This is a genomic window from Methylobacterium sp. GC_Met_2 (genome assembly GCF_026540795.1).
GTDB lineage: Bacteria > Pseudomonadota > Alphaproteobacteria > Rhizobiales > Beijerinckiaceae > Methylobacterium.
Genome location: NZ_JALNUM010000098.1, coordinates 1 through 23127, shown reverse-complemented (window position 1 = coordinate 23127; position 23127 = coordinate 1). Strand labels below are relative to the sequence as shown.

The following is a 23127-nucleotide window of genomic DNA, read 5'->3' as shown; positions in this document are numbered from 1 at the left end:
GGTGCTGTTCGGGCTGTTCCTGGCGCACTTTTCCGCGGTGCGCCTGATCCAGGTGATCCAGGGGGCGGCGCTCGTCACCATCATCCTCAACGGCTTCGCGCTGTGGAAGCAGGAACCCCGCGACACCAGCCGAAACCGGGACGCGCCGCAGCGCGACTTCCGCGCCTCCTGGCGGGCCTATGCCGGGGAGGGCACCGCCCGGCGCCGCCTCGTGGCGATCGGCCTCGGCACGGCGGGCTTCTCCATGCAGGACATCCTGCTGGAACCCTATGGCGGCCAGATCCTGCACCTCTCCGTGGGGGCGACCACGGCGCTGACCGCTTTGCTCGCGGCTGGCGGCGGCCTCGGCCTGCTGATCGCGGCGCGCTGGCTCAACCGGGGCGGTGACCCGTTCCGGGTCTCAGGCGTCGGCGTCGGGATCGGGATCCTGGCCTTCTCGGCGGTGGTGTTCGCCGCGCCCTTGGCCTCGGCCGACCTGTTCGCCGCGGGTGTCAGCCTGATCGGCCTCGGCGGCGGCCTGTTCGCCCACGGCACGCTCACCGCCTCGATGAACCGCGCCGGCCCCGAGGATACCGGGCTGGCGCTGGGCGCCTGGGGCGCCGTGCAGGCGACCGCGGCGGGCCTGTCGATCGCGGCCAGCGGCCTCGTGCGCGATGTCGGCGGCGCCATCGCCCAGTCGGGGGTGCTCGGCGAGGGCATGAACGAGCCCGCCATCGGATACCTGATCGTCTACCACATCGAGATCGCCCTGCTGTTCGCCGCGCTGCTCGCGCTCGGGCCGCTGGTGCGTGAGGACGCGCGTGCGCAGACACGCGATCGGATGACCGGCAATCTCGCCGGCCGGACAGCCTGAGACACGGGGGAGGTCAGCCATGCCAACCGGCGCACTTACAGGTTACGTCGACGTCGCCCAGGTCGTGCTCTACGCGTTCTTCCTCTTCTTTGCCGGCTTGGTGTTCTGGCTGCGCCGGGAGGACCGGCGCGAGGGCTACCCCCTGGAGAACGAGGCGGTCGGGCGCCGCAAGTCGGTCGATCCGTTCCTGATCCCCCGCGCCAAGGCGTTCCACCTGCCCGGCGGCGAGACCACCTACGCCCCCCAGGCCGTGCATGGCCGCGACGACATCGAGACCGGCATCCCGGCCCGCAAGGTCGAGCCCTGGCCGGGCGCGCCCTATGAGCGGACCGAATCCTCGCTCCAGGCCGGCGTCGGCCCCGGCTCCTGGGTGCTCCGGCACGACGTCCACGACCGGACCTGGGACAACGAGATCCGGATCGTGCCCCTGCGGGTGGCGACCAACTTCGTCGTCCACGAGGACGGCCCGAACCCGATCGGCATGACCGTGTTCGGCACCGACAACGCGGTGGCGGGCGTCGTCTGCGACGTCTGGGTCGATCGCGGCGAATCGCTGCTGCGCTACTACGAGGTCGAACTGCCCACGGGCGGGCGGCGCCTGATGCCGGTGACGTTCTGCCGGGCCGGCGGCTTCACCAAGACGGTGAAGACCGAGGCGCTTCTCGCCAGCCAGTTCGCCGATATCCCCGAGACCCGCGACCCCGACAGCGTCACCTTCCTGGAGGAGGAGCGGGTCATGTCCTACTTCGGCGCCGGCACGCTCTACGCCACGCCGGCCCGGGCGGAGCCCCTGATATGAGCGGCGACTTCATTCCCGAGGGCACCCTGCGGGGACTGCCCGGCCCGCTGCCGGCGGGTGAGCGGATCCTGTGGCAGGGCGCGCCCACCACCACGGGTCTGCTGGTTCGGGTGTTCCACGCCCGCCTGGTGATCGCGTGGTTCGGCCTCTCCGGCCTGGCCTTCGGCCTTGCGGCGGGCTCGGCCACGGGGGCGCTGAAGGTGGTGCTGCCGACCCTGGTGATCGGCGCGGGCGGGATGGCCCTGCTCTGGCTGCTCGCGTGGCTGACCCACCGGACGACGCTCTACACGATCACCAACCGCCGGGTCGTGCTGCAGGCCGGCATCGCCCTGCAGGTGACCCACAACCTGCCATTCGCCCAGATCGAGACTGCGGCGTTGCGCGCCTTCACGGATGGCACCGGAGACGTCCCTCTGCGGTTGCGGCCGGGCCTGCGGATCGCCTACCTTCAGCTCTGGCCGCACGCCCGGCCCTGGCATCTGTCGCGGACTGAGCCCATGCTGCGCTCCGTACCGGACGCCGACGCGGCGGCGGCCCTGCTGGCGCAGGCGCTGGCGGCCCATGCCGACGGCGCCGCGCCGCCGGTGCGGCTGGCCCGTCTGGGTCAGGCGAACGAGAATGCCGGCCGCCTCGTCGCGGCCGAGTAGGGAGGGGACGATGGGCGAGCGGGCGGAGAACGCCGGCCGATCACCGGTTCGGGCTGCCGCGGGACCGGCGCCGGCGCTGCTGATGATCGGCGCCGGGGCGCTGATGGGCTTCACCATGCTGGCGGTCCTGATCGGCCGCAGCGAGGGGGTCGGCCTCGTCGCCCTGCCGCCGGCCAAGCCGGTGGCGCAGGTCGAATTCCACGCCGAGGATCAGGTCGACGGCTCGATCGCCCTGCGCAACGTCGCCGACCAGAAGATCCTCGCCTGGATCCGCCCCGGCGAGGACGGCTTCCTGCGCGGGACGTTGCGGGGCCTCGCCCAGGCCCGGCAGCGCGACGGTCTCGGGCCGGAAAAGCCCTTCAGCCTGACCCGCTTCGACGATGGCCGTTTGGCGCTCGCCGACGAGGCCACCGGCCGCCGGGTGCCGCTCGAAGCCTTCGGGCCGACCAATGCCGGGGCCTTCGCCCGGCTGATGCCCGCGCCCGCCACGGAGACCCGGTGATGGGCCTGTTCGGCAGCCGCACCGTCACCGTGCCCTGCACGGTCGAGATCGAGCAGACCCCCGAGAGCCTGCACGCGCATGTGACTCTCGATGCCGGCTTCGAGATCGAGCCCGGCGACGAGGTCCAGGTCCACGACGCGCCGATCGCGGTACCCTATGGCGAGCGCCTCAGCGTGCGCCGCACCGCCACGATCACCCGGGCCGGCCCGCTGGAGCGGGTCTGGACCAAGCTCATCGCCCATCTCGAGCTGACCGAACTCTACGAGGTCAGCTTCTCCGAAAGGAGGAAGCTGTGAACGCTCCCGTCGCGCCCCCCACCGGCCAGCCGATCCCGAAGGCGCCGGTCAACGAATCGACCAAGGCGGCCCAGGAGACGACCTTCCTGTCGCCCCGGTTCTACACGACCGATTTCGTCGAGCTCGACCGCACCAATGTCGAGCCGGTGCGGCGCGATTGGGACGCGCTCATCGCCGAATTGCGCGCCGATCCGAACAAGCGCCACTTCACCCGCAACGCGGAGTTCGACTGCGACCTGTCGCAGATGGAGCCCGAGCTGCGGAAGGAGTTTTTGGACTTCTTGGTGTCGTCGATCACCGCCGAGTTCTCGGGCTGCGTGCTCTACGCCGAGATGCGCAAGCGCGCGAAGAACAAGGACATCAAGGAGCTGTTCGGCTTCATGAGCCGGGACGAGGCCCGCCACGCCGGCTTCATCAACGACACGCTCAAGGATTTCGGCATCGGGGTGGATCTGGGCTTCCTCACCAAGTCCAAAAAATACACGTTCTTCCGGCCGAAGTTCATCTTCTACGCGACCTATCTGTCGGAGAAGATCGGCTACGCCCGCTACATCACGATCTTCCGCGAGCTGGAGCGGCACCCGGAGCGGCGCATCCACCCGATCTTCAAGTGGTTCGAGCTGTGGTGCAACGACGAGTTCCGCCACGGCGAGGCCTTCGCGCTCTTGATGCGCGCCAACCCGAAGCTGACCAGCGGCATCAACCGCTACTGGATCCGGTTCTTCCTGCTTGCGGTCTTCGCCACGATGTATGTGCGCGACCATCACCGGCCGGCCTTCCACAAGGCGCTGGGCGTCGATCCGAGCGACTACGACTTCAAGGTGTTCCGGATCACCTCGGAGATCTCCCGCCAGACCTTCCCGCTGGAACTCGACCTCGACAATCCGAAGTTCAAGGCGGGCCTCGACCGGCTGCTCGCCTGCTCCCGGGCGATCGCCGACGCGAAGGCCCGGGGCGGGCTCGTCGGCAAGGTGCAGCACGGCGTGCAGGTGCTGCGCGCGGCCGCGACCTTCGTCCGGCTGTATCTCTTGCCCGTCAAGGCCAACGCCCTGCCGGCCGATATCCGCCTCCAGCCGGTCTGGTAGGATGGGGACCTACGCCGCCCCGGTGCTCTACGCGGTGCTGCTCTGGTGGTTCTCCACCGGGCTGATCCTGCTGCTCGACCACGCCCCGCGGCGGACGCATCCGTGGAGCATGGCCGGGGCGACGCTGCTGCTCGCCGCAGCCCTGGTGGCGATCCGGTCCAGCGCCGCCGACACGAGCGCGACGGGCGCCTACACGGCCTTCACGGCGGCCCTGGCGATCTGGGGCTGGCAGGAGATGAGCTACTATATGGGCTTCCTGTCGGGCCCGCGGCCGGTCGCCTGCGCGCCGGGCGTGCGGGGGTTCGACCGGTTCCTGGCGGCGCTCGCCACCAGCCTGTGGCACGAATTCGCCATCGTGATCGGCGGCCTGGCGATCCTGGCTCTGGTCTGGGGCAGCCCCAACCGCTTCGCCCTCTGGACCTACGGCACGCTCGTGGTGATGAACCTCTCGGCGCGGCTCAACCTGTTCCTCGGCGTGCGCAACCTCCACGCCGAGTTCCTGCCGGAGCATCTCGGCTACCTCGCCTGCTACCTCTCGCGAAAACCGATGAACCTGCTGTTCCCGGTCTCGGTGAGCCTCGGGACCATCGCGGCGGCGCTCCTCGGCCGCGCGGCGCTCGGCGCCGACCTACTTGAGCACGAGCTCATCGGCTTCACCGTGCTGGCGACGCTGACCGCGCTCGCCACACTGGAGCACTGGTTCCTGATGCTGCCGCTGCCTTCCGCGGAGCTGTGGCGCTGGAGCCTGCCGTCGCGGGCGTCGGAGGAGACGGTCCGTCCGCGGGACCGGGTGTAGGCCCGCGCATCATCCCGAACGGTAGCCTCCGGCTTTCGGAACAGGATGATGCGGACACAAGAACAGGGAGCGTCGTTCCGGTCGACGGAATGACGCCCTCGGAGATCATGGCCGGGCGTCGCACGTCCACCAATCTGGAACTGGTCTTGTGCGAAATCCGGTGCCACAGGCGGGATCAACCCGCACCGGGGATTCGGGGAGAGGCGACATGAACTACGATAAGTTCTTCGGGGCTGAGATCGCCGGTCTCCACCGCGAGGGCCGCTACCGGGTCTTCACCGATCTCGAGCGCCACGCCGGCAACTTCCCGCACGCCACCCACCATCACACCGGCGGCACCCGGCCCGTGACGGTCTGGTGCTCCAACGATTATCTCGGGATGGGCCAGCACCCCTCCGTCACCGGGGCGATGCACGAGGCGATCGACCGCTGCGGCGCCGGCGCCGGCGGCACCCGCAACATCTCGGGCACCAACCATTACCACGTGCTCCTCGAGCAGGAACTCGCCGACCTCCACGGCAAGGAGGCGGCCCTGCTGTTCACCTCCGGCTACGTGTCGAACTGGGCGGCTCTGGGCACCCTGGCGTCGCGCCTGCCGAACTGCGCGGTGTTCTCCGATTCCGAGAACCACGCCTCGATGATCGAGGGCATCCGGTTCTCCCGCGCGGAGCGCCACATCTTCCGCCATAACGACCCGGAGGATCTGAACCGCAAGCTCGCCCTGGTCGATCCCGCCCGGCCGAAGCTGGTGGCCTTCGAGTCGGTCTACTCGATGGACGGCGACATCGCCCCGATCGCGGAGATCTGCGACGTGGCCGAGGCCCACGGGGCGCTCACCTATCTCGACGAGGTCCACGCGGTCGGCCTCTACGGCGCGCGCGGCGGCGGCATCTCGGAGCGGGACGGCGTCGCCCACCGGCTCGACGTGATCGAGGGCACGCTCGGCAAGGCGTTCGCCGTGCACGGCGGCTACATCACGGCCTCCGAAAAGCTGTGCGACTTCGTGCGCAGCTTCGCCTCGGGCTTCATCTTCACCACCTCGCTGCCCCCGGCGGTGGCGGCGGGCGCGGCGGCGTCGATCCGGCACCTGAAGGCGAGCGGCGTCGAGCGCGCCCGGCATCAGGAGCGGGTGGCGAAGGTCCGGCAGGCCCTGGAGGCCGCCGACATCCCGACCATGCCCAACGACAGCCACATCGTGCCGGTGATGGTCTGCGACCCCGTGCTGTGCAAGGGGATCTCCGACACCCTGCTCGACGAGTTCGGCATCTACGTGCAGCCGATCAACTACCCGACGGTGGCCCGCGGCACCGAGCGCCTGCGGATCACCCCGTCGCCGCTCCACACGGATGCCGACATCGCCCGGCTGGTCGCGGCGCTCACCACGATCTGGGGGCGGATCGGGCTGCGCCAGAAGGCGGCGGAGTAGGACGCTCTTCCCTCCCCCTTGCGGGAAGGGGTAGGGGTGGGGGTGGTGCAGGAGGCACCGCTCCGCTCAATCCTGGATCACCCCCACCTCCGGCTCCTCCCCGCAAGGGTGAGGAGAGGGGGCAGAGTGCGAGTTCTGCGTGCCCACCTTCCCCTTCTCGGCCATCGTCGGCCAGGACGAGATGCGCCAGGCGCTGCTGATCGCGGCGGTGGATCCGTCCATCGGCGGCGTGCTGGTCTTCGGCGACCGCGGCACCGGCAAGTCCACGGCGATCCGGGCGCTCGCCGCCCTGCTGCCGCCGATGCGGGCGGTCATCGGATGCCCGTACAATTGCGATCCCGACAGCCCGGCGGAATCCTGCCCGCACTGCGCGGAAGGAGGCCCGCGCAAAAGTCACAAAAAGCCGGTGCCGGTGGTGGACCTGCCCCTCGGCGCCACCGAGGACCGGGTGGTCGGCACCCTCGATCTGGAGCGGGCGCTCGGCGCCGGCGTGAAGGCGTTCGAGCCGGGGCTGCTCGCCCGCGCCAACCGCGGGTTCCTGTATATCGACGAGGTGAACCTGCTGGAGGACCACCTCGTGGACCTGCTGCTCGACGTGGCGGCCTCCGGCATCAACACCGTCGAGCGCGAGGGGCTGTCCCTGCGTCACCCGGCGCGGTTCGTGCTGGTCGGGTCCGGCAACCCGGAGGAGGGCGAGTTGCGCCCGCAGCTCCTCGACCGGTTCGGGCTCGCCTGCGAGGTCGTGACCCCGAAGGACATCCCGACCCGCGTCGCGGTGGTGCGCGCCCGCGACGCCTACGAGCGCGACCCGGCGGGGTTCTGCGCCGCGCGCGCCGGCGAGGAGCGAAAAATCCAGAAAAAAATCCTGCTGGCGCGGGAGCGGCTGCCGACGGTGGCGGTTCCGGATGCCGCCCTGGAGCGCGCGGCACGGCTCTGCGTGGCGCTCGGCACCGACGGATTGCGCGGCGAGCTGACCCTGATGCGCACCGCCCGGGCGCTCGCGGCCCTCGACGGCGCCGGGGACGTCACCGACGATCACCTCCGCCGCATCGCCCCGGCCGCCCTGCGCCACCGCCTGCGCCGCAACCCGCTCGACGAATCCGGCTCCACCGTCCGGGTGGAGCGGGCGCTGGCGGAGGTTTTTTTGTGACGGGCGCGCCGCGCATCTTTGAAACGCGCGTGAATCTAGCGCGCGGCTTGAGCCGAGTCGTTTCAGGACGGAGCGCGGGTCCCCTATCCCGTGCGGGAGAGGGACAGGGTGAGGGATCAGGTCTATCCGAGCGAAGCGCACCCTTCCGGCGCGTGCGTGGCGCGCTCAATTCTGAACTTTCTCATCCCTCACCCCAACCCTCTCCCGCTCGGGAGAGGGGGCCTGTGGCGCTCCGTCGCCTGCGTTGCGGTCCGATAAACACGTGTCACCTTCGTAGCCGGCTCGGGATAGGGCGCCCGCTACGCCCTGCTCAAGCCAATGCGTGACCATCGTAACGCTGCAGAGGGGGGAGAGAAGGCGCACAATCCCTGGGCCGACGCTCACCGTGCCGCGTGCCTGATCGCCGCCGACCCGGCCGCCTTCGGCGGCGCGATCCTGCGCGCGGCCCCAGGCCCGGTCCGCGAGCGCTGGCTCGAAACCTTGCGCGCCGCGCTCCCCGCCGAAACCCCCTGGCGCCGCCTGCCGCCCGGCATCGGCGACGACGCCCTGCTCGGCGGGCTCGACCTCGCCGCGACCCTGGCGGCGGGCCGCCCCGTCGCCCGGGCCGGCCTGCTGGCGGAGGCCGATGGCGGGATCGTCGTGGTACCGATGGCCGAGCGCCTGCCGACCGGCACGGCGTCGCGCCTCGCGGCCGCCCTCGACACCGGGGCTGCCTCGGACCGGCCGGCCCGGTTCGGCCTGATCCTGCTCGACGAGGGCGCGGGGGACGAGACCGTCGCCGAGCCCCTGGCCGACCGTCTCGCCTTCCGGATCGACCTGAGCGGGATCGGGCTCGCGGCCCTCCAGGCCGATCCCCCGGATCCGGAGCCCGGCCCCGAGGCCCCCGATCCGGTCGGCGATCTCTGCGCCCTGGCCGAGGCCTTCGGCGTCGCGTCGCTGCGCGGCCCGATCCTGGCGGCGCGCGTGGCGCGCAGGCTCGCGGGGGACAGGCCGATCGGCCGGCCGGATATCGTCACGGCCGCGCGCCTCGTCCTGGCGCCCCGCGCCACGCGCCTGCCCGCCCCGGAGGAGCCGGCCCCGGAGCAGCCGGCCCCGGAGAATCAAGCGCCGCCGGAGGAGCCGCGCGCGGAGCCCCCGCCGGACGATGCGGTCGAGCCCGCCGCCGAGGGCGCGCCGGACGATGTCGTGCTGGAGGCGGTGCGTGCCGCCATCCCGCCGAACCTGCTCGATCAGCTTCTGGCGGGTCGACACCCGCTCGCGGCCGCGAAAGCAGGCCGGGTCGGTCAGGCGGCGGCGTCCCGGACCGGCCGGCCGGTCGGCAGCCGGCGGGGCGATCCGCGGCGGGGACGCCTCGATCTGCTCGGCACCCTGCGGGCGGCGGCGCCCTGGCAAGCCGTCCGCCAGGCCGAGGGCGCGGCGCGGGGGGAGACGCGCCGCATCGTGGTCCGGCGCGACGACCTGCGGATCCGGATCCTGCGGCAGCGGACCGAGACCACCACGGTGTTCTGCGTCGATGCCTCGGGCTCGGCCGCCCTGGAGCGGCTGGCCGAGGCCAAGGGCGCGGTCGAGCTGCTGCTGGCCGAAGCCTATGTCCGGCGCGATCGGGTGGCGCTGGTGGCGTTCCGCGGCACCGGCGCGGAGTTGGTCCTGCCGCCGACCCGCTCGCTCACCCGGGCCAAGCGCAGTCTGTCGGGATTGCCGGGCGGGGGCGGAACGCCGCTGGCCGCCGGCATCGACGCGGCGGTGGCGGTGGCTCTGGGCGTGCGCCGGGGCGGCAGCCGGCCGGCGATCGTGCTGCTGACCGACGGGCGCGCCAATGTCGCGCGCTCGGGGGAGGGCGGTCGTGCCCGGGCCGGCGCGGAGGCGCTGCAGGCGGCCCGGGCCTTGCGGGCCGCCAATCTACCGGCCCTCGTGGTCGATACCGGGAGCCGGGGCGAGGAGAGCCGGGCGGTCGCGTACGCGATGGGCGCCCGCTATCTGAAATTGCCGCGCGCCGAGGCCGGACAGCTCAGCGCGGCGGTGCGGGCGGCGCTCTGAGCGCCGTGTGGCTCAGAGGTGGCCGGCGCCGCCGATATCGGCCACGCGCTGGTGGTGGGCGAGCCACGCGTTCAGCATGTCGCGGACGATGGCGCGGAGGTTCCAGCCGCCGGAGGCCGGGGCCGCGATGTTCTGGGTCGAGGAGGTGAAGAGGATCATGGCCTGCTCCGCAGTCGGGGGATGTCTGTTGTTCTTGTATGACCGGATTATGCGCGTCCTACCGCAGCGCAACAAACGCGTTCCGGTCAGCGGCGGCATGCGGCGACCGCATGGAATTTCAATGGTTTACGAAATACTTCCGCGGCTGCACGATAGCGCACGCAGTCGACGGGCAGTGTGGTTTGGTGCGGTGCGGGAGACGTGAGCGTGCTGAATCCCTTCGATGCGGATCGTCCGGACTGGGAGGTCGAGGGCCGGGACTGGCCGCACCGGGCGGCCAGCCGCTTCGTCGAGGCGGCCGGCCTGCGCTGGCACGTCCAGGCGTTCGGCCGGCCCGAGGCACCGACCCTGCTGCTGCTGCACGGGACCGGGGCGGCCACCCATTCCTGGCGCGGTCTGGCGCCCCTGCTCGCCGAGGATTTTTACGTGATCGCCCCGGACCTGCCGGGCCACGGCTTCACGGATCCGCTGCCGGATGCCGACCTGTCGCTGCCCGGGATGGCGCGGGCGGTGACGGGGCTGGTGGAGGCGCTCGGCCGGCCGCCGGTGATCGCGGCCGGCCATTCCGCTGGCGCGGCCGTGCTGGCGCGGATGTGCCTCGATGGCGCCATCGCGCCCCGGCTGCTTGCGGCCTTCAACGGCGCCCTGGCGCCGCTGCCGGGGGCGGCGAGCCTGCTGTTCCCCAGCATGGCGCGGCTGCTGTTCCTGAACCCGTTCACCCCAAAAATCTTCGCCTGGACGGCGGACCGGTCGGCCGCCAAGCGGCTGATCGAGGGGACCGGCTCGCGCCTCGATCCGCAGGGGGTCGAGCTCTACCGGCGGCTGTTCGCCCGGTCCGGCCATGTCCGCGGGGCGCTGGGCATGATGGCGAACTGGGACCTCGACAGCCTGCACCGGGCCCTGCCGGACCTGAAGACCCGCACCCTGCTGATCGTCGGCGGCGACGACCGGGCGATCCGGCCCGACACCGCCTTCGGGGTACGCGACCGCCTGCCCGACGCCCGGGTGGCGCTGATCCGCGGCCTCGGCCACCTCGCCCACGAGGAGGCGCCGGAGCGCGTGGCGGAGGTTTTTCGCGCGGAGGCGCGGACGCTCGGGATCGTGTGATTTGTGCGCAGGCGCCCTCTGAACCTCCGGGAGTGTTGCAGCCGGCGGATGCCTTTGCTGCCGATTTTCTGTATAATTCAGATAAATCAGGACGCTCAGACCATGGCCGACCGCTCCGTCACCACCGCCGAGTTCATCCGCCATTTCGGGCGCTACCATGACGAGGCCCGTCAAGCGCCCCTGACCCTGACCAAGCATGGCCGGCCTTCCCTGGTCGTGCTGTCGGCCGACACGTATCGACGCCTCACGGCACAGGGCGATCCGCGTCGGGCCTATGCCGCCGGAGAAACCCCGCCCGATCTCGCGGCTCTGATCGTCGCCGAGCTGGATCGCCAAGCGGCCGAGCACCCGCAGGACTGAAGGTGGCCTGCCCCTTTCCGTCCGGGTCGGTCATCACCTACCCCTACCTATGGCGGTGGCAGCACGCGGCCGGCCGCGACAATGCCGAGAAGGACCGTCCCGTCTGCCTCGCCATTGCCGTGTCCGATCCGGCTCAGGACCTCACACACTTGGTCCTCCTCGCCATCTCGGGAACTCCGCCGACCTCGGAGCAGACCGCGCTCGAAATCCCGATGCTCGAATTGCGCCGGGCCGGCCTCTCCACGCTGAAGCGTGGGTGGATCACGGTCAGCGAGTACAACTACGACGTGGCGGAGCGGTCGTTTCACGTCGATCCCAATCGAGCGCCGCGCGGTGCATTCGGGCCCGGCTTCATGAACCGCATCCGGGCCGCAATCCGGCCGCTCTTCCTGGCGGCAGAGGGCCGGATCGACCGCACGCTCTGAGGCGCACGCATCGCGGCCCCCGAAGGAGTACTTTGGGCAGACACGCGGGACTGGCGCCGGCCTTGCCTGAGCCGTAGAGCCTGGCGCGGCCCATAGCCCGCCGGATACGAAGTGAGGAGCCCCCGGAACGATGGCGAGACCCGTGATCGGCGTCATCGGCAATGCGCGTCTGATCGACAACCGGTTCCCGGCGCAGATCGTCGGCGAGAACAACATGCGCGCCCTGGCCAACGTGGCGGGCGCCCTGCCGCTGATGTTCGCCGCCGCCCCGGCGATGACCGATCTCGGCGACCTCCTCGACACGGTGGACGGCATCCTGCTCACGGGGGGCCGGGCCAACGTCCACCCGACCCGGTTCGGGGCCGAGCCCTGCGCGGCGCACGAGCCCTACGACGAGGCCCGCGATGCCGTGGCGCTGCCGCTGATCGAGGCCTGCGTGGCCCGCGGCGTGCCGGTGTTCGGCATCTGCCGCGGCTTCCAGGAGATGAACGTCGCCTTCGGCGGCAGCCTGCACCCCGAGATCCGCAATCTCCCCGGCCGCCTCAACCACCGGATGCCGCGCCTGGAGAATGGCGAGATCCATCCGGACCTGGAGGTGGTCTTCGCCGACCGCCACGAGGTCAGTCTGACGCCCGGCGGCGCGTTCGCGCGATTGTTGGAGCGCGAGACGATCCGGGTGAACTCCCTGCACGGACAGGGCATCCTCGAGCCCGGTGCGCGCGTGGTGATCGAAGGCGTGGCCGAAGACAGGACGATCGAGGCGATCCGGATCCGCGACGCGGCAGGCTTCGCCCTCGGGGTGCAGTGGCACGCCGAGCACGACCCCGCCACCAATCCGATCAACCGGGCGCTGTTCGAGGCCTTCGGGGATGCAGCGGCGGAGCGCCGCGCGATGCGGATTTCGGGCCGCGGCTGAAGGCTCGCATTCCGGTACAGCGCACCAGTGGGACGGACCGGCCGCGCACCACGGCGAAGCACCACCCGGAACAACATATGTTGGCTGCCGGCTTAACATAGGTGCGCTCGATTTCATCGAGCCGGCGAAAATCTTTCCGGCTGGCGATCAATGCTTGCGGCAACGTCGTCCGATTCATCCTAATCTGTGGACGACCTGTCGCAGGTCGGAACACGTCCCGAACGATCGGGTTGCCCGAGTCCCGCACTTAAGCTGCCTCCGCGTGAGGCGGGCGTGCGCACAACATGGGCACGGACCGCATGCAGTTTCCCCGCGACGACCGCGAGCACCCCCGTGCTGAGGCCTTTCGCGATTTCATTCGCAACCCGCCCTTTCCCTGCGTCGGCGCCAAGTCGGCGCTGTCGCGCGGCCGGATGACGATCGTGGTTGCCCGGGATATCGCCTCGGGCTGGGACGACATGCGAATCTATCCCGCCTTGCTCGCCTTCGTGGCGCGCTACCGGCTGAACCCCGACCTGTTCCAGAGCTTCGCGGTGGTGTTCGAGGGCCCCGGCGATCTCTCCGAGGAGGCGTTCGAGCGGAACCTCTGGGCCCGGGCGCAATCGCTCACCGACAAGGATGCGTGGCTCGGCCAGCCGCACGATGCCCGCGTGGCGGACGATCCCGACAACCCGCATTTCTCCTTGAGCTTCGGCGGGGAGGCGTTCTTCGTGGTCGGCCTCCACCCGAATGCGAGCCGCCCGGCGCGGCGCTTCTCGTCGCCGGTTCTGGTCTTCAACCTGCACGCGCAGTTCGAGCGCCTGCGTGCGGAGGGCCGCTATGAGAAGCTGCGCGCTTCGATCCTGGAGCGCGACCAAGCGCTCGCCGGCAGTGTGAATCCGATGCTGGCGCGCCACGGCGAGGCCTCGGAGGCCCGGCAGTACAGTGGTCGCGTGGTCGGGCCGGATTGGCGCTGCCCGCTCCAGGCCCGTCCGGAGCAGAAGCCCGATGCGGCAAAGCCCGCGACGGCTTGGCATCCGCTCGCCCTGCCCCTGGACCACTCCCTGCCGGGAACCGGGGCGTGAGCCGGGCGCTTGGCGCGGGCGAGCACTTGGCGCGAAGCGGGCAGGCACTTGGCGCGAAGCGGGCAAGCACTTGGCGCGAAGCGGGCAAGCACTTGGCGCGAAGCGGGCAAGCACTTGGCGCGAAGCGGGCAAGCACTTGGCGCGAAGATGAACGGGCGGGAGATCACGGCGTGAGCGGAGCCAGCATGGATCAGGCGGCGGTGCAGCGGATCGCGCCGCGCTCGGGCGTCGCCTTCGCCCTGGACCGGGGCCAGCGCCTCACGGTGATCGACCCGGACGGCGAGCAGGTGGCCGACCTCGTGGCCTATAACCGCCACGACACGGGCGAGGTGATCTCGTCCGGGCGGACCCTCGACTATGCCAGCCGGATCTATCTCACCACCGGCGACCCGCTCTACTCGAACCGCTCGAACGTTCTGCTGCGCATCGTCGCGGACACGGTGGGGCGGCACGATTTCCTGCTGACCCCGTGCTCGGCCGACACCTTCCGGATCATCTACGGCGACACCGACCCGCATCGGGGCTGCTTCGGCAACCTCGCGGCGGCGCTCGCGCCCTACGGCATCGCGCCGGACGCGATCCCGGTGGCGTTCAACTGCTTCATGAACGTGCCGATCGACGGCGCGACAGGAGTGCTGACCGTAGCGCCGCCGCTCAGCCGGGCCGGGGACCGGATCGTGTTCGTGGCCGAGACCGACCTGATCATCGGACTGACCGCCTGCTCGGCCCTGCAATCGAACAACGGCAGCTTCAAGCCGATCGATTACCGGGTGGAGGACTGAACGCCGTACTGCACGACACAGGACATGGCGCGCGGCACGAGCGGACGATAAGCACACGATGCCTACAATGCGGGTATTTGATCTGGATTAGAAATCTGGATGACCGGGAGTACGTCGCGAGCAACCTGATCGATCGATCGTCGCGCCGATTCACGCTCCGGAGCCGCAGCGATCCAGCGCGAATGTTTGCCATTTACTAACCTGAATAACCGATTCTGGCCCGGCTCAGCGCATCGGCAGCCCTGGTCCGATTCGATGCGGGCGTTCCGACGGCCATCGCCGTCCTCGTTTCGGTGCCCGGATGATCTCCACGCAGACAGACCCAAATTCCGCCGGCCGCATCGCGCCCTGGCAGCGCCTCGCGAACCTCAAGCTGCGCCACAAGCTCGCGGCGGTGATGGCCCTGGTCGTCGTGGCCATGGGCGCCCTGAGCACCCTCAGCGTCCTCGACATCCGGTCCTCGGCGCTGGAGGACCGTGAGCTGATGACGCGCCGTCTCTCCGAGGTGGCCCAGAGCCTCGTCGTCCACTACGAGGCGCTGGCGAAATCCGGCCAGATGCCCACCGAGGCGGCCCGGCAGGCCGCGCTGGCGGCGATCAGCGCCCTGCGCTTCGGCAAGGAGGATTACTTCTTCGTCCTCGCCTCCGACGGGAAACTGATCGCCAACGCCTTCAACGCCAAGAACGTCGGCAAGCAGGTCCTGGATCAGACCGACATCCCCGGCGGCAAGCGCTACTTCGCCGAGATGGTCGAGACCGCCACGCGCGACGGCTCGGGCATCGTGAATTACATGAAGCCGCGCCCTGGCGGGGCCGAGCCGGTCGAGAAGATCGCGAGCGTGCAGATGTTCAAGCCCTGGGGCTGGATCATCGCCACCGGCCTCTATCGCGACGACGTCTACGCGGACGTGCGCAGCCGTGCGACCACGATCGCGCTCTGGTCCGTCGGCCTCGCCCTGCCGGTCGTGGTGCTGCTTCTGCTCATCGGCAACAGCCTGTCGCGCCCGATCCTGCGCCTGACCGCCGCGATGCGCGGCCTCGCCGACGGCGATCTCGCCGTGCCGGTCGCGGACCAGCAGCGCGGCGACGAGGTGGGCGCGATGGCCCGCGCCGTACAGGTGTTCAAGGACGCGCTAATCGCCAAGCGCGCGGCCGACGCCGCCGCCGTGACCGAGAACGAGGCCAAGATGCGCCGCGCCCAGGTGCTGGACGCCGTCACCGCCCGGTTCGACGCCCAGGTGAGCGCGCTCACGCAGGGCCTGGGCTCCGCCGCGGTGGAGATGGAGGCCACCGCCCGGGAGATGACGCGCACCGCCGCCCGCACCACCGAGCAGTCGGTGCGCGTGAGCGCGGCCTCCGAGCAGACGTCGAGCAACGTCCAGACGGTGGCGGCCGCCAGCGAGGAGATGTCAGCCTCGATCCAGGAGATCGCGGCCCGGGTCGCCCAATCCTCGCTGATGGCCGACCGGGCCAGCACCGACGTCGCCCGGACCAACGAACTCATGCAGGTCCTGGCCCAGGGGACCGAGCAGATCAGCGAGGTGATGGGTCTGATCGCGGGAATCGCCGGCCAGACCAACCTGCTCGCCCTCAACGCGACCATCGAGGCGGCCCGGGCCGGCGAGGCCGGCAAGGGCTTTGCCGTGGTGGCGGGCGAGGTGAAGGCGCTGGCCAGCCAGACCGCCAAGGCGACCGAGACGATCGCCAGCCAGATCGCCGCGATCCAGGGCGAGACGCGGCACGCGGTCGACTCCATGCGGGCGATCGGCGGCACGATCGACGCGATGCGCACGGTCGCGCTGAGCGTGGCCGCCGGCATGGAGCAGCAGGGTGCGGCGACCAGCGAGATCGTCCGGAACGTTGCGCAGGCCGCTCAGGGTACCCAGGCGGTGAGCGAAGACATCGCCGACGTGCACAAGGCCGCCGGCGAGACCGGGGCTGCCTCCGGGCAGGTGCTGAGCGCCGCGCAGGAATTGGCGCGCTACTCGGAGCGCCTCGGGCAGGAGGTCTCGACTTTCCTGGCCGCCGTCAGGGCCGCCTGAGCGGCCTCAACCCAGGAGTGGTGGACAGCGCGAGCCGGACCGGAGACGCTTCGAATCAGCCTAGTCCGGGACGGGGCGGATAGGCCCCGTCCCCTGAGAGATCGATCGATGCGCTTCGCCCATGTGGCCTTGTGGACGCGGGACCTCGACGCGGCCGCCGCGTTCTGGCGGGACACTTTCGGGGCGGAGGTCGGCGCGGCGTATCACAGCCGGCGTCGCCCGGGATTCGTGTCGCGGTTCGTGACGCTGCCCGGACCGGGCGCCCATATCGAACTGATGACCGGCCCCTGGGTCGAGGACGAGTCGGCACCGGAGCGCATCGGCTGGGCGCACGTGGCTGTCTCGCTGGGCTGCATCGCGGCGGTGGACGCATTGGCCGCGCGCTGCGCGGCGGGGGGATGCCTCGTCTCGCCGCCCCGGCGGACCGGCGACGGCTTCTACGAGGCGGTCGTCGCCATGCCGGACGGGACGCCGGTGGAGATCACGATCTGAGCCAAGCCTGAGCCCGAACCGGCTGCGCGCCCCTCACACGATCCCGTCGATCGCCACACGCAGGTTCTCCGGCCCGCGCAAGGCAGCGCCCTGCCGGTAAGGCGGCGGATCCGCGATCAGGCGCGGCGCCTTCAAGCGGCGGGCAAGCGCGGTGAGCGCCGCCTCGGCCTCGAACCGGGCGAGCGGCGCGCCGACGCAGTAATGCAGGCTGCCGCCGAAGCCGAGATGGCGGGTGCCGGCCCGGTCCGGATCGAACCCGTCCGGGTCCGGGAACACGGATTCGTCGCGGTTGCCGGCGGCGAGCAGCAGCACGAGATCGGCGCCCTCGGGGATCGTCACCCCCGCGATGTCGATGGCCGCGAGCGTCCGGCGGGTCCGGAACTGCACAGGCGGCTCGTAGCGCAGCAATTCCTCGATTAGCCGCGGCGCCCGCATCGGGTCCTGGCGCAGCCGCTCCAGCTCGTCGGGATGGCGCAGCAGGGTGAGCAGACCGTTGGTGATCAGGTTCACGGTGGTCTCGTGGCCGGCCACCAGCATCAGGATCGAGGTGGCGATCAGGTCGTAATCGCCCATCTTCACCCCCGCCGGGGTGGCGTGGTTGGCGAGCCCCGAGAGCATGTCGTCCTGCGGGTGCTTGCGCTTCTCCTTGATCAGGTCGCCCATGTAGCCGCCGATCGCGTCGAAGGTCCGGCTGTTCTTGGCGCGGATCTCGGGATTGAACAGGCTGTCGGGCTCCAGCGCGGTGGCGAGCTGCGTCGCCCAGCCGTGGAACTTCGGCTCGTCCTCCCGGGGCACGCCGAACAACTCGCAGATCACCGTCACGGGGAGCGGGTAGGCGAGGTCGTCGACCGCGTCGATCTCCCGGGCGTCGCGCTTCCCGTCGAGCAGGTCGGCCACCAGCTTGTCCGAACGGGCGCGCATCGCCTGCACACGCTCCTGGCTGAACTGATGCATCACGGCCGAGCGCAGGGCGTCGTGGTCGGGCGGGTCGCGGAAGATGAAGACCCGGTGCCGGTCCATCATCCAGTCCTTGAGTGGCTTGACGATCAGATCGGTGAGCGGGTTGCCGGTGCGCGGCCGGTCGGCCGGGGGGAGAGTCTCGGAACTGACCCGCGGGTCCTGCAGCAGACGCGCGATCGTGCCGTGGGTCGAGGCCACCCAGGTGCCCGCCTCGGTGCCGTCGTCCTGGCGCGAGACCGGGTTCTGCCGCAGCTTGGCATAGATCGGATAGGGATTCGGCCGGTTGGCGAAGTCCTTGACCTGATCGAGGAGGCTGGAATCGGGCATGGGGTTGACCTCAGGAAAAGCCCGGCTCGAAGATCTCGACACCCTTCGGCCGGTCGGTCGCGGCCCCCTCCGGCGGGAAGGGCGCACCGGTGGCGACCAGCTCGGCATGGGCGGGCAGCCACCGGGCGGAATCCACCGAGACCGCCGCGACGCAGCGCCCCGCCCGGCCATAGAGGGCGATGAAGCGGCCGGACGCCGGATTGCCCTGCGTGATCGCCACCGCGTCGGCGCCCTCGGTCAGTCCGGCGGACTTCACCACCAGATTGCCTTGCGTCGACCAGAAGGTCGGGAGCGCGCCATAGGCCGCATCGGGCGGCGCGCCGGCGAGCAGGCGCCCGGCATGGACGGCCTGCGCCACCGCGTGGCTCCAGTGCTCCAGGGCGACGCGGCGCCCATCGTAGAGCGGGTGCGGGAAGCGGGCCACGTCACCGGCGGCCGCGATCCGCGGGTCGGCGTGGCCCTCCGCGTCGAGGACGTAGCCGGCGCCATCGCAATCGACCCCACCCGGATCCGCCGACAGGCCGGCCCCGTCGAGCCACTCGGTGTTGCGCACGGCACCCAGCGCGATGACCGCGACGTCGGCCTCGATGCGGCTGCCGTCGGTGCAATGCGCGCGGACCAGCCGGCCGCCTTCGCCCTCCAGCCACTCGACCTCGATGCCGCAGCGCAGATCGACCCCGTGGCCCGCGTGGATCGCCCCGATGAACGCGCCGATCGCGCTGCCGAGGACCCGGGCGAGCGGGGTCGGCCCCGGCTCCACCAGGGTCACGGGCAGGCCGAGGCTCCGGCACAGGCTCGCGACCTCGCAGCCGATGAAGCCTCCGCCGATCACCAGGACGCGCCGGGGGCCGGCCTCCAGCGCCTGCCGCAGGGCGGCGGCGTCGTCCCGCCCGCGCAGGGTGAAGACGCCGGACAGGCGCCCCTCATGTGGGTTCGGCCAGGGGCGGGCGCGGGTGCCGGTGGCGATCAGCAGGCGATCGTACGGGAGGGTGCGTCCGTCAGCCAGCCGCACCAGACCGGCCCGTCGGTCGAGGCCGGCGGCCGGGGTACCGAGCTGCCAGTCCACGTCGGCCTCGAGGCCGTGCGGCAAGGTGGTGGCATGCGCGGCGATCGCGCCGGCCAGGACGTGCTTGGACAGGGGCGGACGGTCGTAGGGGAGGTGGGGTTCGCCACCGACGATCGTCAGCGGACCGGAAAAACCCGCCTCCCGCAGGGCCTCGGCGCCGCGCAGGCCCGCGAGGCCGGCGCCGACCACGACCGCACGCTCGGGAGCCGCCATCAGGCGCCCCGCCCCGAATCCTCAACGCGGATCGCCTGGACCGGGCAGGCGACGCGGGCCCGTTCGATATCGTCCCGATGCTGCGCGGCGGGCGCCGGATCGTAGAACAAGGCCTCGTGCCCCTCGATGCGGAAATGCTGCGGCGCCGCATAGCAGCACTGGGCATAGGCTTGGCACAGGTTGAGATCGACACTCACCCTCAGACCGGGCGGGGATCCGGGTGACGCATCGGCGGGGGTGGACATGGCTGGGCAACCGCGCGGGACGCCCCGGGTTCCGCACTGCGGGATCGGTGCGTCAGAGGTGTCGATCTGTCCGCGTCGGTCCCCGTCGAATCGGTACGCAGGAATTCCCTTGCCGCGCGGTTCGGACTAGTATCCGACCGCCGCGCGGGCCTGCCCGATGCGCCGAATCCAGGAGGGCACCATGCCGCACGGTGCACGCACGAGCCTCGCCGCCCTCATCCTGCTGATCGGCGTCGGCGGCGCCACCGCCGAGCCCGCCGCGGGCACGACCTGGACCGACCCGCCGACCCACAAGCCCGCCGCCGAGGCGCCGGCCTCGGACCGGAAGGCGCCCGCGCCGGCCGCGGCGCCCACAGCATCGACACCCGCCGCCGTCGCCGCGGAGGCCCGGCCCGCCCCCGCGAAGCGCAAGATGGCCGCGCGCCATGCGCCGGCCCGGACCACGGCCGCGCGAAGCGCGCCAGCCCGGATTGCGGCGCGACGCGCTTCGCCCGAGCGTCTCGAGGCCTCGGTCCGCAGGGCGCGCACCGCCGCGGCACCGCCCCGGGCGATCGTCGGCCCACGGGTCGTCGCCCTGGTGCCGCCGCCGCCGGAGGGCTATGCCCGCTACCGGCCCTACGGGTATGGCCCGGGCTACGGCCCCGGCTATGCCGACGAGCGCCTCGACCGCCTGCACAGCGCGGCAGCCGCCGGCTACCTCGTGGTGCGTCGGCGGACGGTGCAGTTCCCCGACGGCCGGACGCTGCGCGTCTACCGTCCGGACGACGGCGAGCCGTTCTGATCGGGCGGCGGCGCGAACACCGTCCGCAGCGCGGCGCGTAAAATCTTCCCCGCGGGGTTGCGGGGCAGGAGCCCGTCCCAGACCACGATCCGAACCGGCACCTTGAAGGCCGCCAGCCGTTCCGCTGCGAAGGCGCGGATCGCCTCCGGGCTGGTCTCGGCGCCTTCTTCCAGCGCCACGATGGCGCCGGGCTCCTCGCCCAGTGTCGGATGCGGTACGGGCAGCACGACGGCGTCGATCACGTCCGGATGCTCGTAGAGGACGTTCTCGACCTCGCAGCAATAGATGTTCTCGCCGCCGCGGATCAGCATGTCCTTGATCCGATCGACGATGGTCAGAAAACCCTCGTCGTCCACCCGGGCGAGGTCGCCCGTGCGCAGCCAACCCGCCGACAGCACGTCGGCGGTCGCCTCCGGGTCGTCCCAGTAGCCGCGGACGATGTTCGGCCCCGTCACGCAGAGTTCGCCAACGTGGCCCGGCGGAAGATCCTGCCCCAGGGGATCGCGGATCCGCACCGCGCAGACCGGCAGCGGCGGCCCGCAGGAATCGGGATGCGCAAAATAATCCTCGGCCTGGTGGTGGGTGAAGGTCGCGGAGGTCTCGGTCATGCCCCAGCCGGTCCCGGGAACGACCTCCGGCAGGACATCGCCCAGAATCCGCACGAGGTCGCCGGCGGCGGGCGCGCCGCCATACGTGATGGCATCGAGGCTCGGCAGCGTCCGCCCGGCCTCCCGGGCCGCGGTGGCGAGCTGCCACGCGATGGTCGGCACGCCGCCGGCACTGGTGCAGCCCTCCCGCTCGATCAGGTCGAGGGCCGCCTGCGCGTCCCAACGGTGCATCATCACGAGTCGGTGGCCGCCGTAGAGGGCCGCCCCGAGGCTCGCATGGCAGCCGGTGACGTGGAACAGCGGGATCACCAGCAGCGCCACCCGCTGCGGCGCGGCCGGGTCGGGCTTCGGCGGGCTCTCGCCCCGGCGCAGGGCGCTGCGCGCCGCCGAGTAGGGATAGGCCATCACCGTGGTGGCGGCCGCGCGGTGGGTGCCGACTGCGCCCTTGGGCTTGCCGGTGGTGCCGGAGGTGTAGAACAGGGTCGCGTCGTCCTCCGGGTCGAGGGCGATGTCGGGCAGGGGCCGGTCGGGGAGGGCGGCCCAGTCCGCGACCGGGCCGAGGATGTCGGCGAGGGGCGTCGCCCGGGGATCCGGCTCCATCCGGGTGGTGAAGACCCGCTCCAGGGCCGGGCATTCGGGCAGGTGCGGCGCCAGCCGGGCGAAGCGCGCGCCGTCGGCGATCAGCACCCGTGCCCCCGAATGCTGCAGCCCGTAGGCGAGTTCGGGGCCGGTCCACCACGCGTTGAGCGGCGTCGCGATCGCCCCGGCAAGCAGGGCGCCGAAATAGGCGACCGGCCATTCGGGCAGGTTGCGCATCGCGATGGCGACGCGGTCACCCTTGCGCACGCCGGACGCCACCAGCGCATGGGCCAGGGTCGCAGCAGCGCGGGCGAAGCCCGTGAAGGTCACGCGCTCGTCCTGGTAGACCACGAAGGTCTTGTCCCCGTGCCCACGGGCGATCCGGAACAGGTCGCCCAGCGTCGGCGGGGCCTTCTCCCAGATCCGGGTCGGCACGCCCCGGATGTCGATCGTCGTGATCGGAAAGGGACCGCCCGGGGCGGTGAGCCGCGCCTCGGCCTCGGGGAAGGGCAGGGCCGGCCAGCCGGCGGGGATGCGGGGATCGGGGCTCATCGGGCGATGGTCACGCCACCGTCGATGACGAGGGCCTGGCCGGTGACGAACCGGCCGGCCGCGGAGGCCAGGAACACGGCGGCGCCCGCGATCTCGTCGGGCTCGCCGATCCGGCGCAGGGGCGCGGCGTCCGTGGTGGCGGCCAGCATGGCGGGATCCTCCCACAGGGCCCGGGCGAAATCGGTGCGGATCAGGCCCGGGCACAGGCAGTTCACCCGCACGTTGGCGGGCCCGTATTCCACCGCGTAGTTGCGGGCGAGCTGGAGATCGGCGGCCTTCGAGACGTTATAGCCGCCGATCACCGGCGAGCCCTTCAGCGCCCCGATCGAGGAGACGAGGATGATCGCCCCGTCCCGCCGCGCCACCATGCCGGGGGCGACCATCTGGATCAGCCAGTGGTTCGACAGGACGTTGTTCTCGAGGATCTTTCGGAACTGCGCGTCGGTGATGTCGGCGAGCGGTCCGTAATAGGGGTTGCTGGCGGCGTTGCCGACCAGCACGTCCACCGGACCCAGCCGCTTCTCGGTCTCGGCGACGAGATGTTCCAGCTCCTCCTTGACCGAGATGCTGGCGGGGATCGCCACGGCGCGACCGGCGCCGTGGGCGGCCTCGATCTCGGCGACGACCGCGTCACAAGCCTCGCGCTTGCGCGAGGAGATCACCACCCGGGCGCCGTGCTCGGCCATCCGCAGGGCGATCGCCCGCCCGATGCCCCGGGACGAGCCGGTGATGAGGGCGACTTTGCCGGTCAGGTCGAACAGCGACATGGCGTGATATTGCCCAGGTTGCGATGACACGCGCCCTCCCTCCCCCCTCTGCGGGGGAGGGTGGCCCCTGCGTCAGCAGGGGTCGGGAGAGG

General features: G+C 71.3%; 25 protein-coding genes. 19 read left to right on the top strand and 6 right to left on the bottom strand.

Annotated elements, in window-relative coordinates; all coding sequences use genetic code 11:
- From OXS49_RS25335 to OXS49_RS25290, 10 genes are all read left to right on the top strand, one after another.
- Positions 1 to 853, top strand: an 853-nt coding sequence (locus OXS49_RS25335; protein ID WP_267427420.1) for an MFS transporter, incomplete at its 5' end; no start/stop codon positions are given.
- Between the two features lie 19 nt (positions 854 to 872).
- The gene (gene puhA / locus OXS49_RS25330; protein WP_243999835.1) at positions 873 to 1652 is read left to right on the top strand and encodes a photosynthetic reaction center subunit H; all 780 of its coding nucleotides are present in this window, start codon (positions 873 to 875) and stop codon (positions 1650 to 1652) included.
- Complete coding sequence (puhB, locus tag OXS49_RS25325; protein WP_267427418.1) at positions 1649 to 2299, top strand: photosynthetic complex putative assembly protein PuhB; 651 nt, start codon at positions 1649 to 1651, stop codon at positions 2297 to 2299. The genes puhA and puhB overlap by 4 nt, the downstream gene beginning before the upstream one ends.
- Before the next feature lie 10 nt (positions 2300 to 2309).
- Positions 2310 to 2801 (top strand): photosynthetic complex assembly protein PuhC, encoded by a 492-nt coding sequence (gene puhC / locus OXS49_RS25320; RefSeq protein ID WP_267427417.1) that lies wholly within the window; start codon positions 2310 to 2312, stop codon positions 2799 to 2801.
- Complete coding sequence (locus OXS49_RS25315; RefSeq protein ID WP_267427424.1) at positions 2801 to 3097, top strand: hypothetical protein; 297 nt, start codon at positions 2801 to 2803, stop codon at positions 3095 to 3097. Before puhC ends, OXS49_RS25315 begins: the two co-directional genes overlap by 1 nt.
- Positions 3094 to 4182, top strand: a complete 1089-nt coding sequence (gene acsF, locus OXS49_RS25310) for a magnesium-protoporphyrin IX monomethyl ester (oxidative) cyclase (protein ID WP_267427416.1) — start codon at positions 3094 to 3096, stop codon at positions 4180 to 4182. Before OXS49_RS25315 ends, acsF begins: the two co-directional genes overlap by 4 nt.
- Position 4183: 1 nt before the next feature.
- Entirely contained in the window at positions 4184 to 4978 is a 795-nt protein-coding gene (gene puhE, locus OXS49_RS25305) for a putative photosynthetic complex assembly protein PuhE (RefSeq protein ID WP_243999827.1), read from the top strand.
- A 208-nt stretch (positions 4979 to 5186) separates the two neighbouring features.
- Positions 5187 to 6404: a 5-aminolevulinate synthase gene (gene hemA, locus OXS49_RS25300; RefSeq protein WP_267427415.1), complete on the top strand. Its 1218-nt coding sequence runs from the start codon at positions 5187 to 5189 to the stop codon at positions 6402 to 6404.
- Positions 6405 to 6543: 139 nt separating this feature from the next.
- Positions 6544 to 7554 (top strand): magnesium chelatase ATPase subunit I, encoded by a 1011-nt coding sequence (bchI, locus tag OXS49_RS25295; protein WP_243999823.1) that lies wholly within the window; start codon positions 6544 to 6546, stop codon positions 7552 to 7554.
- Between the two features lie 318 nt (positions 7555 to 7872).
- On the top strand, positions 7873 to 9591 hold the full coding sequence (locus OXS49_RS25290; RefSeq protein ID WP_267427414.1) for a magnesium chelatase subunit D: 1719 nt from the start codon (positions 7873 to 7875) through the stop codon (positions 9589 to 9591).
- 12 nt (positions 9592 to 9603) lie between these two features.
- Here the strand turns inward: OXS49_RS25290 and OXS49_RS25285 are convergent, their stop codons facing one another.
- Positions 9604 to 9750, bottom strand: coding sequence for a hypothetical protein (locus OXS49_RS25285; RefSeq protein ID WP_202130569.1), 147 nt, complete (start codon positions 9748 to 9750; stop codon positions 9604 to 9606).
- Positions 9751 to 9957: 207 nt separating this feature from the next.
- Here OXS49_RS25285 and bchO point away from each other — a divergent pair, with 207 nt between their 5' ends.
- The 8 genes from bchO to OXS49_RS25245 all read left to right on the top strand — a co-directional run bounded on the left by bchO (position 9958) and on the right by OXS49_RS25245 (position 16937).
- The gene (gene bchO, locus OXS49_RS25280; protein ID WP_267427413.1) at positions 9958 to 10857 is read left to right on the top strand and encodes an alpha/beta fold hydrolase BchO; all 900 of its coding nucleotides are present in this window, start codon (positions 9958 to 9960) and stop codon (positions 10855 to 10857) included.
- Positions 10858 to 10959: 102 nt separating this feature from the next.
- Complete coding sequence (locus OXS49_RS25275; protein ID WP_243999817.1) at positions 10960 to 11217, top strand: type II toxin-antitoxin system prevent-host-death family antitoxin; 258 nt, start codon at positions 10960 to 10962, stop codon at positions 11215 to 11217.
- Positions 11218 to 11219: 2 nt separating this feature from the next.
- Positions 11220 to 11642 carry a hypothetical protein gene (locus OXS49_RS25270; RefSeq protein ID WP_267427411.1) on the top strand — a complete coding sequence of 141 codons (423 nt, stop codon included), beginning with the start codon at positions 11220 to 11222 and terminating at the stop codon, positions 11640 to 11642.
- A gap of 130 nt (positions 11643 to 11772) precedes the next feature.
- The gene (locus tag OXS49_RS25265; protein WP_243999813.1) at positions 11773 to 12558 is read left to right on the top strand and encodes a gamma-glutamyl-gamma-aminobutyrate hydrolase family protein; all 786 of its coding nucleotides are present in this window, start codon (positions 11773 to 11775) and stop codon (positions 12556 to 12558) included.
- Positions 12559 to 12857: 299 nt separating this feature from the next.
- The gene (gene gntA, locus OXS49_RS25260) at positions 12858 to 13622 is read left to right on the top strand and encodes a guanitoxin biosynthesis heme-dependent pre-guanitoxin N-hydroxylase GntA (protein WP_267427409.1); all 765 of its coding nucleotides are present in this window, start codon (positions 12858 to 12860) and stop codon (positions 13620 to 13622) included.
- A 185-nt stretch (positions 13623 to 13807) separates the two neighbouring features.
- Entirely contained in the window at positions 13808 to 14404 is a 597-nt protein-coding gene (locus OXS49_RS25255; RefSeq protein WP_267427422.1) for an urea carboxylase-associated family protein, read from the top strand.
- A gap of 301 nt (positions 14405 to 14705) precedes the next feature.
- Entirely contained in the window at positions 14706 to 16445 is a 1740-nt protein-coding gene (locus tag OXS49_RS25250; protein WP_243999809.1) for a cache domain-containing protein, read from the top strand.
- Between the two features lie 108 nt (positions 16446 to 16553).
- A complete protein-coding gene (locus OXS49_RS25245; protein ID WP_243999807.1) occupies positions 16554 to 16937 on the top strand; it encodes a VOC family protein in 384 nt (127 codons plus the stop codon).
- Between the two features lie 33 nt (positions 16938 to 16970).
- Here OXS49_RS25245 and OXS49_RS25240 read toward each other — a convergent pair whose 3' ends face one another.
- Genes OXS49_RS25240 through OXS49_RS25230 form a run of 3 tightly spaced genes read right to left on the bottom strand, consistent with a single transcriptional unit; the run spans position 16971 to position 19748 of the window.
- A complete protein-coding gene (locus OXS49_RS25240; RefSeq protein WP_267427408.1) occupies positions 16971 to 18224 on the bottom strand; it encodes a cytochrome P450 in 1254 nt (417 codons plus the stop codon).
- Positions 18225 to 18234: 10 nt separating this feature from the next.
- The gene (locus tag OXS49_RS25235; RefSeq protein ID WP_243999803.1) at positions 18235 to 19503 is read right to left on the bottom strand and encodes an FAD-dependent oxidoreductase; all 1269 of its coding nucleotides are present in this window, start codon (positions 19501 to 19503) and stop codon (positions 18235 to 18237) included.
- Complete coding sequence (locus OXS49_RS25230) at positions 19503 to 19748, bottom strand: ferredoxin (RefSeq protein ID WP_267427407.1); 246 nt, start codon at positions 19746 to 19748, stop codon at positions 19503 to 19505. Before OXS49_RS25230 ends, OXS49_RS25235 begins: the two co-directional genes overlap by 1 nt.
- A 181-nt stretch (positions 19749 to 19929) precedes the next feature.
- On the opposite strand from OXS49_RS25230, the gene OXS49_RS25225 reads away from it, so the two are divergent.
- Positions 19930 to 20529: a hypothetical protein gene (locus OXS49_RS25225; protein ID WP_267427405.1), complete on the top strand. Its 600-nt coding sequence runs from the start codon at positions 19930 to 19932 to the stop codon at positions 20527 to 20529.
- Here OXS49_RS25225 and OXS49_RS25220 read toward each other — a convergent pair.
- Both OXS49_RS25220 and OXS49_RS25215 read right to left on the bottom strand, forming a co-directional pair.
- The gene (locus OXS49_RS25220; protein WP_267427403.1) at positions 20499 to 22268 is read right to left on the bottom strand and encodes a class I adenylate-forming enzyme family protein; all 1770 of its coding nucleotides are present in this window, start codon (positions 22266 to 22268) and stop codon (positions 20499 to 20501) included. The two genes, OXS49_RS25225 and OXS49_RS25220, sit on opposite strands and share 31 nt — an antisense overlap.
- Positions 22265 to 23035 carry an SDR family oxidoreductase gene (locus OXS49_RS25215; protein WP_243999926.1) on the bottom strand — a complete coding sequence of 257 codons (771 nt, stop codon included), beginning with the start codon at positions 23033 to 23035 and terminating at the stop codon, positions 22265 to 22267. Before OXS49_RS25215 ends, OXS49_RS25220 begins: the two co-directional genes overlap by 4 nt.
- Positions 23036 to 23127: the final 92 nt, after the last annotated feature.

What these genes read in the sequence shown, in the direction of transcription:
- puhA (WP_243999835.1), top strand. Translation starts at nt 873, where the DNA reads ATGCCAACCGGCGCACTTACAGGTTACGTCGACGTCGCCCAGGTCGTG.
- OXS49_RS25290 (WP_267427414.1), top strand. Translation starts at nt 7,873, where the DNA reads ATGCGTGACCATCGTAACGCTGCAGAGGGGGGAGAGAAGGCGCACAAT.
- OXS49_RS25315 (WP_267427424.1), top strand. Translation starts at nt 2,801, where the DNA reads ATGGGCCTGTTCGGCAGCCGCACCGTCACCGTGCCCTGCACGGTCGAG.
- OXS49_RS25215 (WP_243999926.1), bottom strand. Translation starts at nt 23,035, where the DNA reads ATGTCGCTGTTCGACCTGACCGGCAAAGTCGCCCTCATCACCGGCTCG.
- OXS49_RS25245 (WP_243999807.1), top strand. Translation starts at nt 16,554, where the DNA reads ATGCGCTTCGCCCATGTGGCCTTGTGGACGCGGGACCTCGACGCGGCC.
- OXS49_RS25275 (WP_243999817.1), top strand. Translation starts at nt 10,960, where the DNA reads ATGGCCGACCGCTCCGTCACCACCGCCGAGTTCATCCGCCATTTCGGG.
- OXS49_RS25220 (WP_267427403.1), bottom strand. Translation starts at nt 22,268, where the DNA reads ATGAGCCCCGATCCCCGCATCCCCGCCGGCTGGCCGGCCCTGCCCTTC.
- hemA (WP_267427415.1), top strand. Translation starts at nt 5,187, where the DNA reads ATGAACTACGATAAGTTCTTCGGGGCTGAGATCGCCGGTCTCCACCGC.
- puhC (WP_267427417.1), top strand. Translation starts at nt 2,310, where the DNA reads ATGGGCGAGCGGGCGGAGAACGCCGGCCGATCACCGGTTCGGGCTGCC.
- OXS49_RS25240 (WP_267427408.1), bottom strand. Translation starts at nt 18,224, where the DNA reads ATGCCCGATTCCAGCCTCCTCGATCAGGTCAAGGACTTCGCCAACCGG.
- OXS49_RS25250 (WP_243999809.1), top strand. Translation starts at nt 14,706, where the DNA reads ATGATCTCCACGCAGACAGACCCAAATTCCGCCGGCCGCATCGCGCCC.
- OXS49_RS25235 (WP_243999803.1), bottom strand. Translation starts at nt 19,503, where the DNA reads ATGGCGGCTCCCGAGCGTGCGGTCGTGGTCGGCGCCGGCCTCGCGGGC.
- OXS49_RS25285 (WP_202130569.1), bottom strand. Translation starts at nt 9,750, where the DNA reads ATGATCCTCTTCACCTCCTCGACCCAGAACATCGCGGCCCCGGCCTCC.
- gntA (WP_267427409.1), top strand. Translation starts at nt 12,858, where the DNA reads ATGCAGTTTCCCCGCGACGACCGCGAGCACCCCCGTGCTGAGGCCTTT.
- OXS49_RS25255 (WP_267427422.1), top strand. Translation starts at nt 13,808, where the DNA reads ATGGATCAGGCGGCGGTGCAGCGGATCGCGCCGCGCTCGGGCGTCGCC.
- puhE (WP_243999827.1), top strand. Translation starts at nt 4,184, where the DNA reads ATGGGGACCTACGCCGCCCCGGTGCTCTACGCGGTGCTGCTCTGGTGG.
- OXS49_RS25225 (WP_267427405.1), top strand. Translation starts at nt 19,930, where the DNA reads ATGCCGCACGGTGCACGCACGAGCCTCGCCGCCCTCATCCTGCTGATC.
- OXS49_RS25230 (WP_267427407.1), bottom strand. Translation starts at nt 19,748, where the DNA reads ATGTCCACCCCCGCCGATGCGTCACCCGGATCCCCGCCCGGTCTGAGG.
- puhB (WP_267427418.1), top strand. Translation starts at nt 1,649, where the DNA reads ATGAGCGGCGACTTCATTCCCGAGGGCACCCTGCGGGGACTGCCCGGC.
- OXS49_RS25265 (WP_243999813.1), top strand. Translation starts at nt 11,773, where the DNA reads ATGGCGAGACCCGTGATCGGCGTCATCGGCAATGCGCGTCTGATCGAC.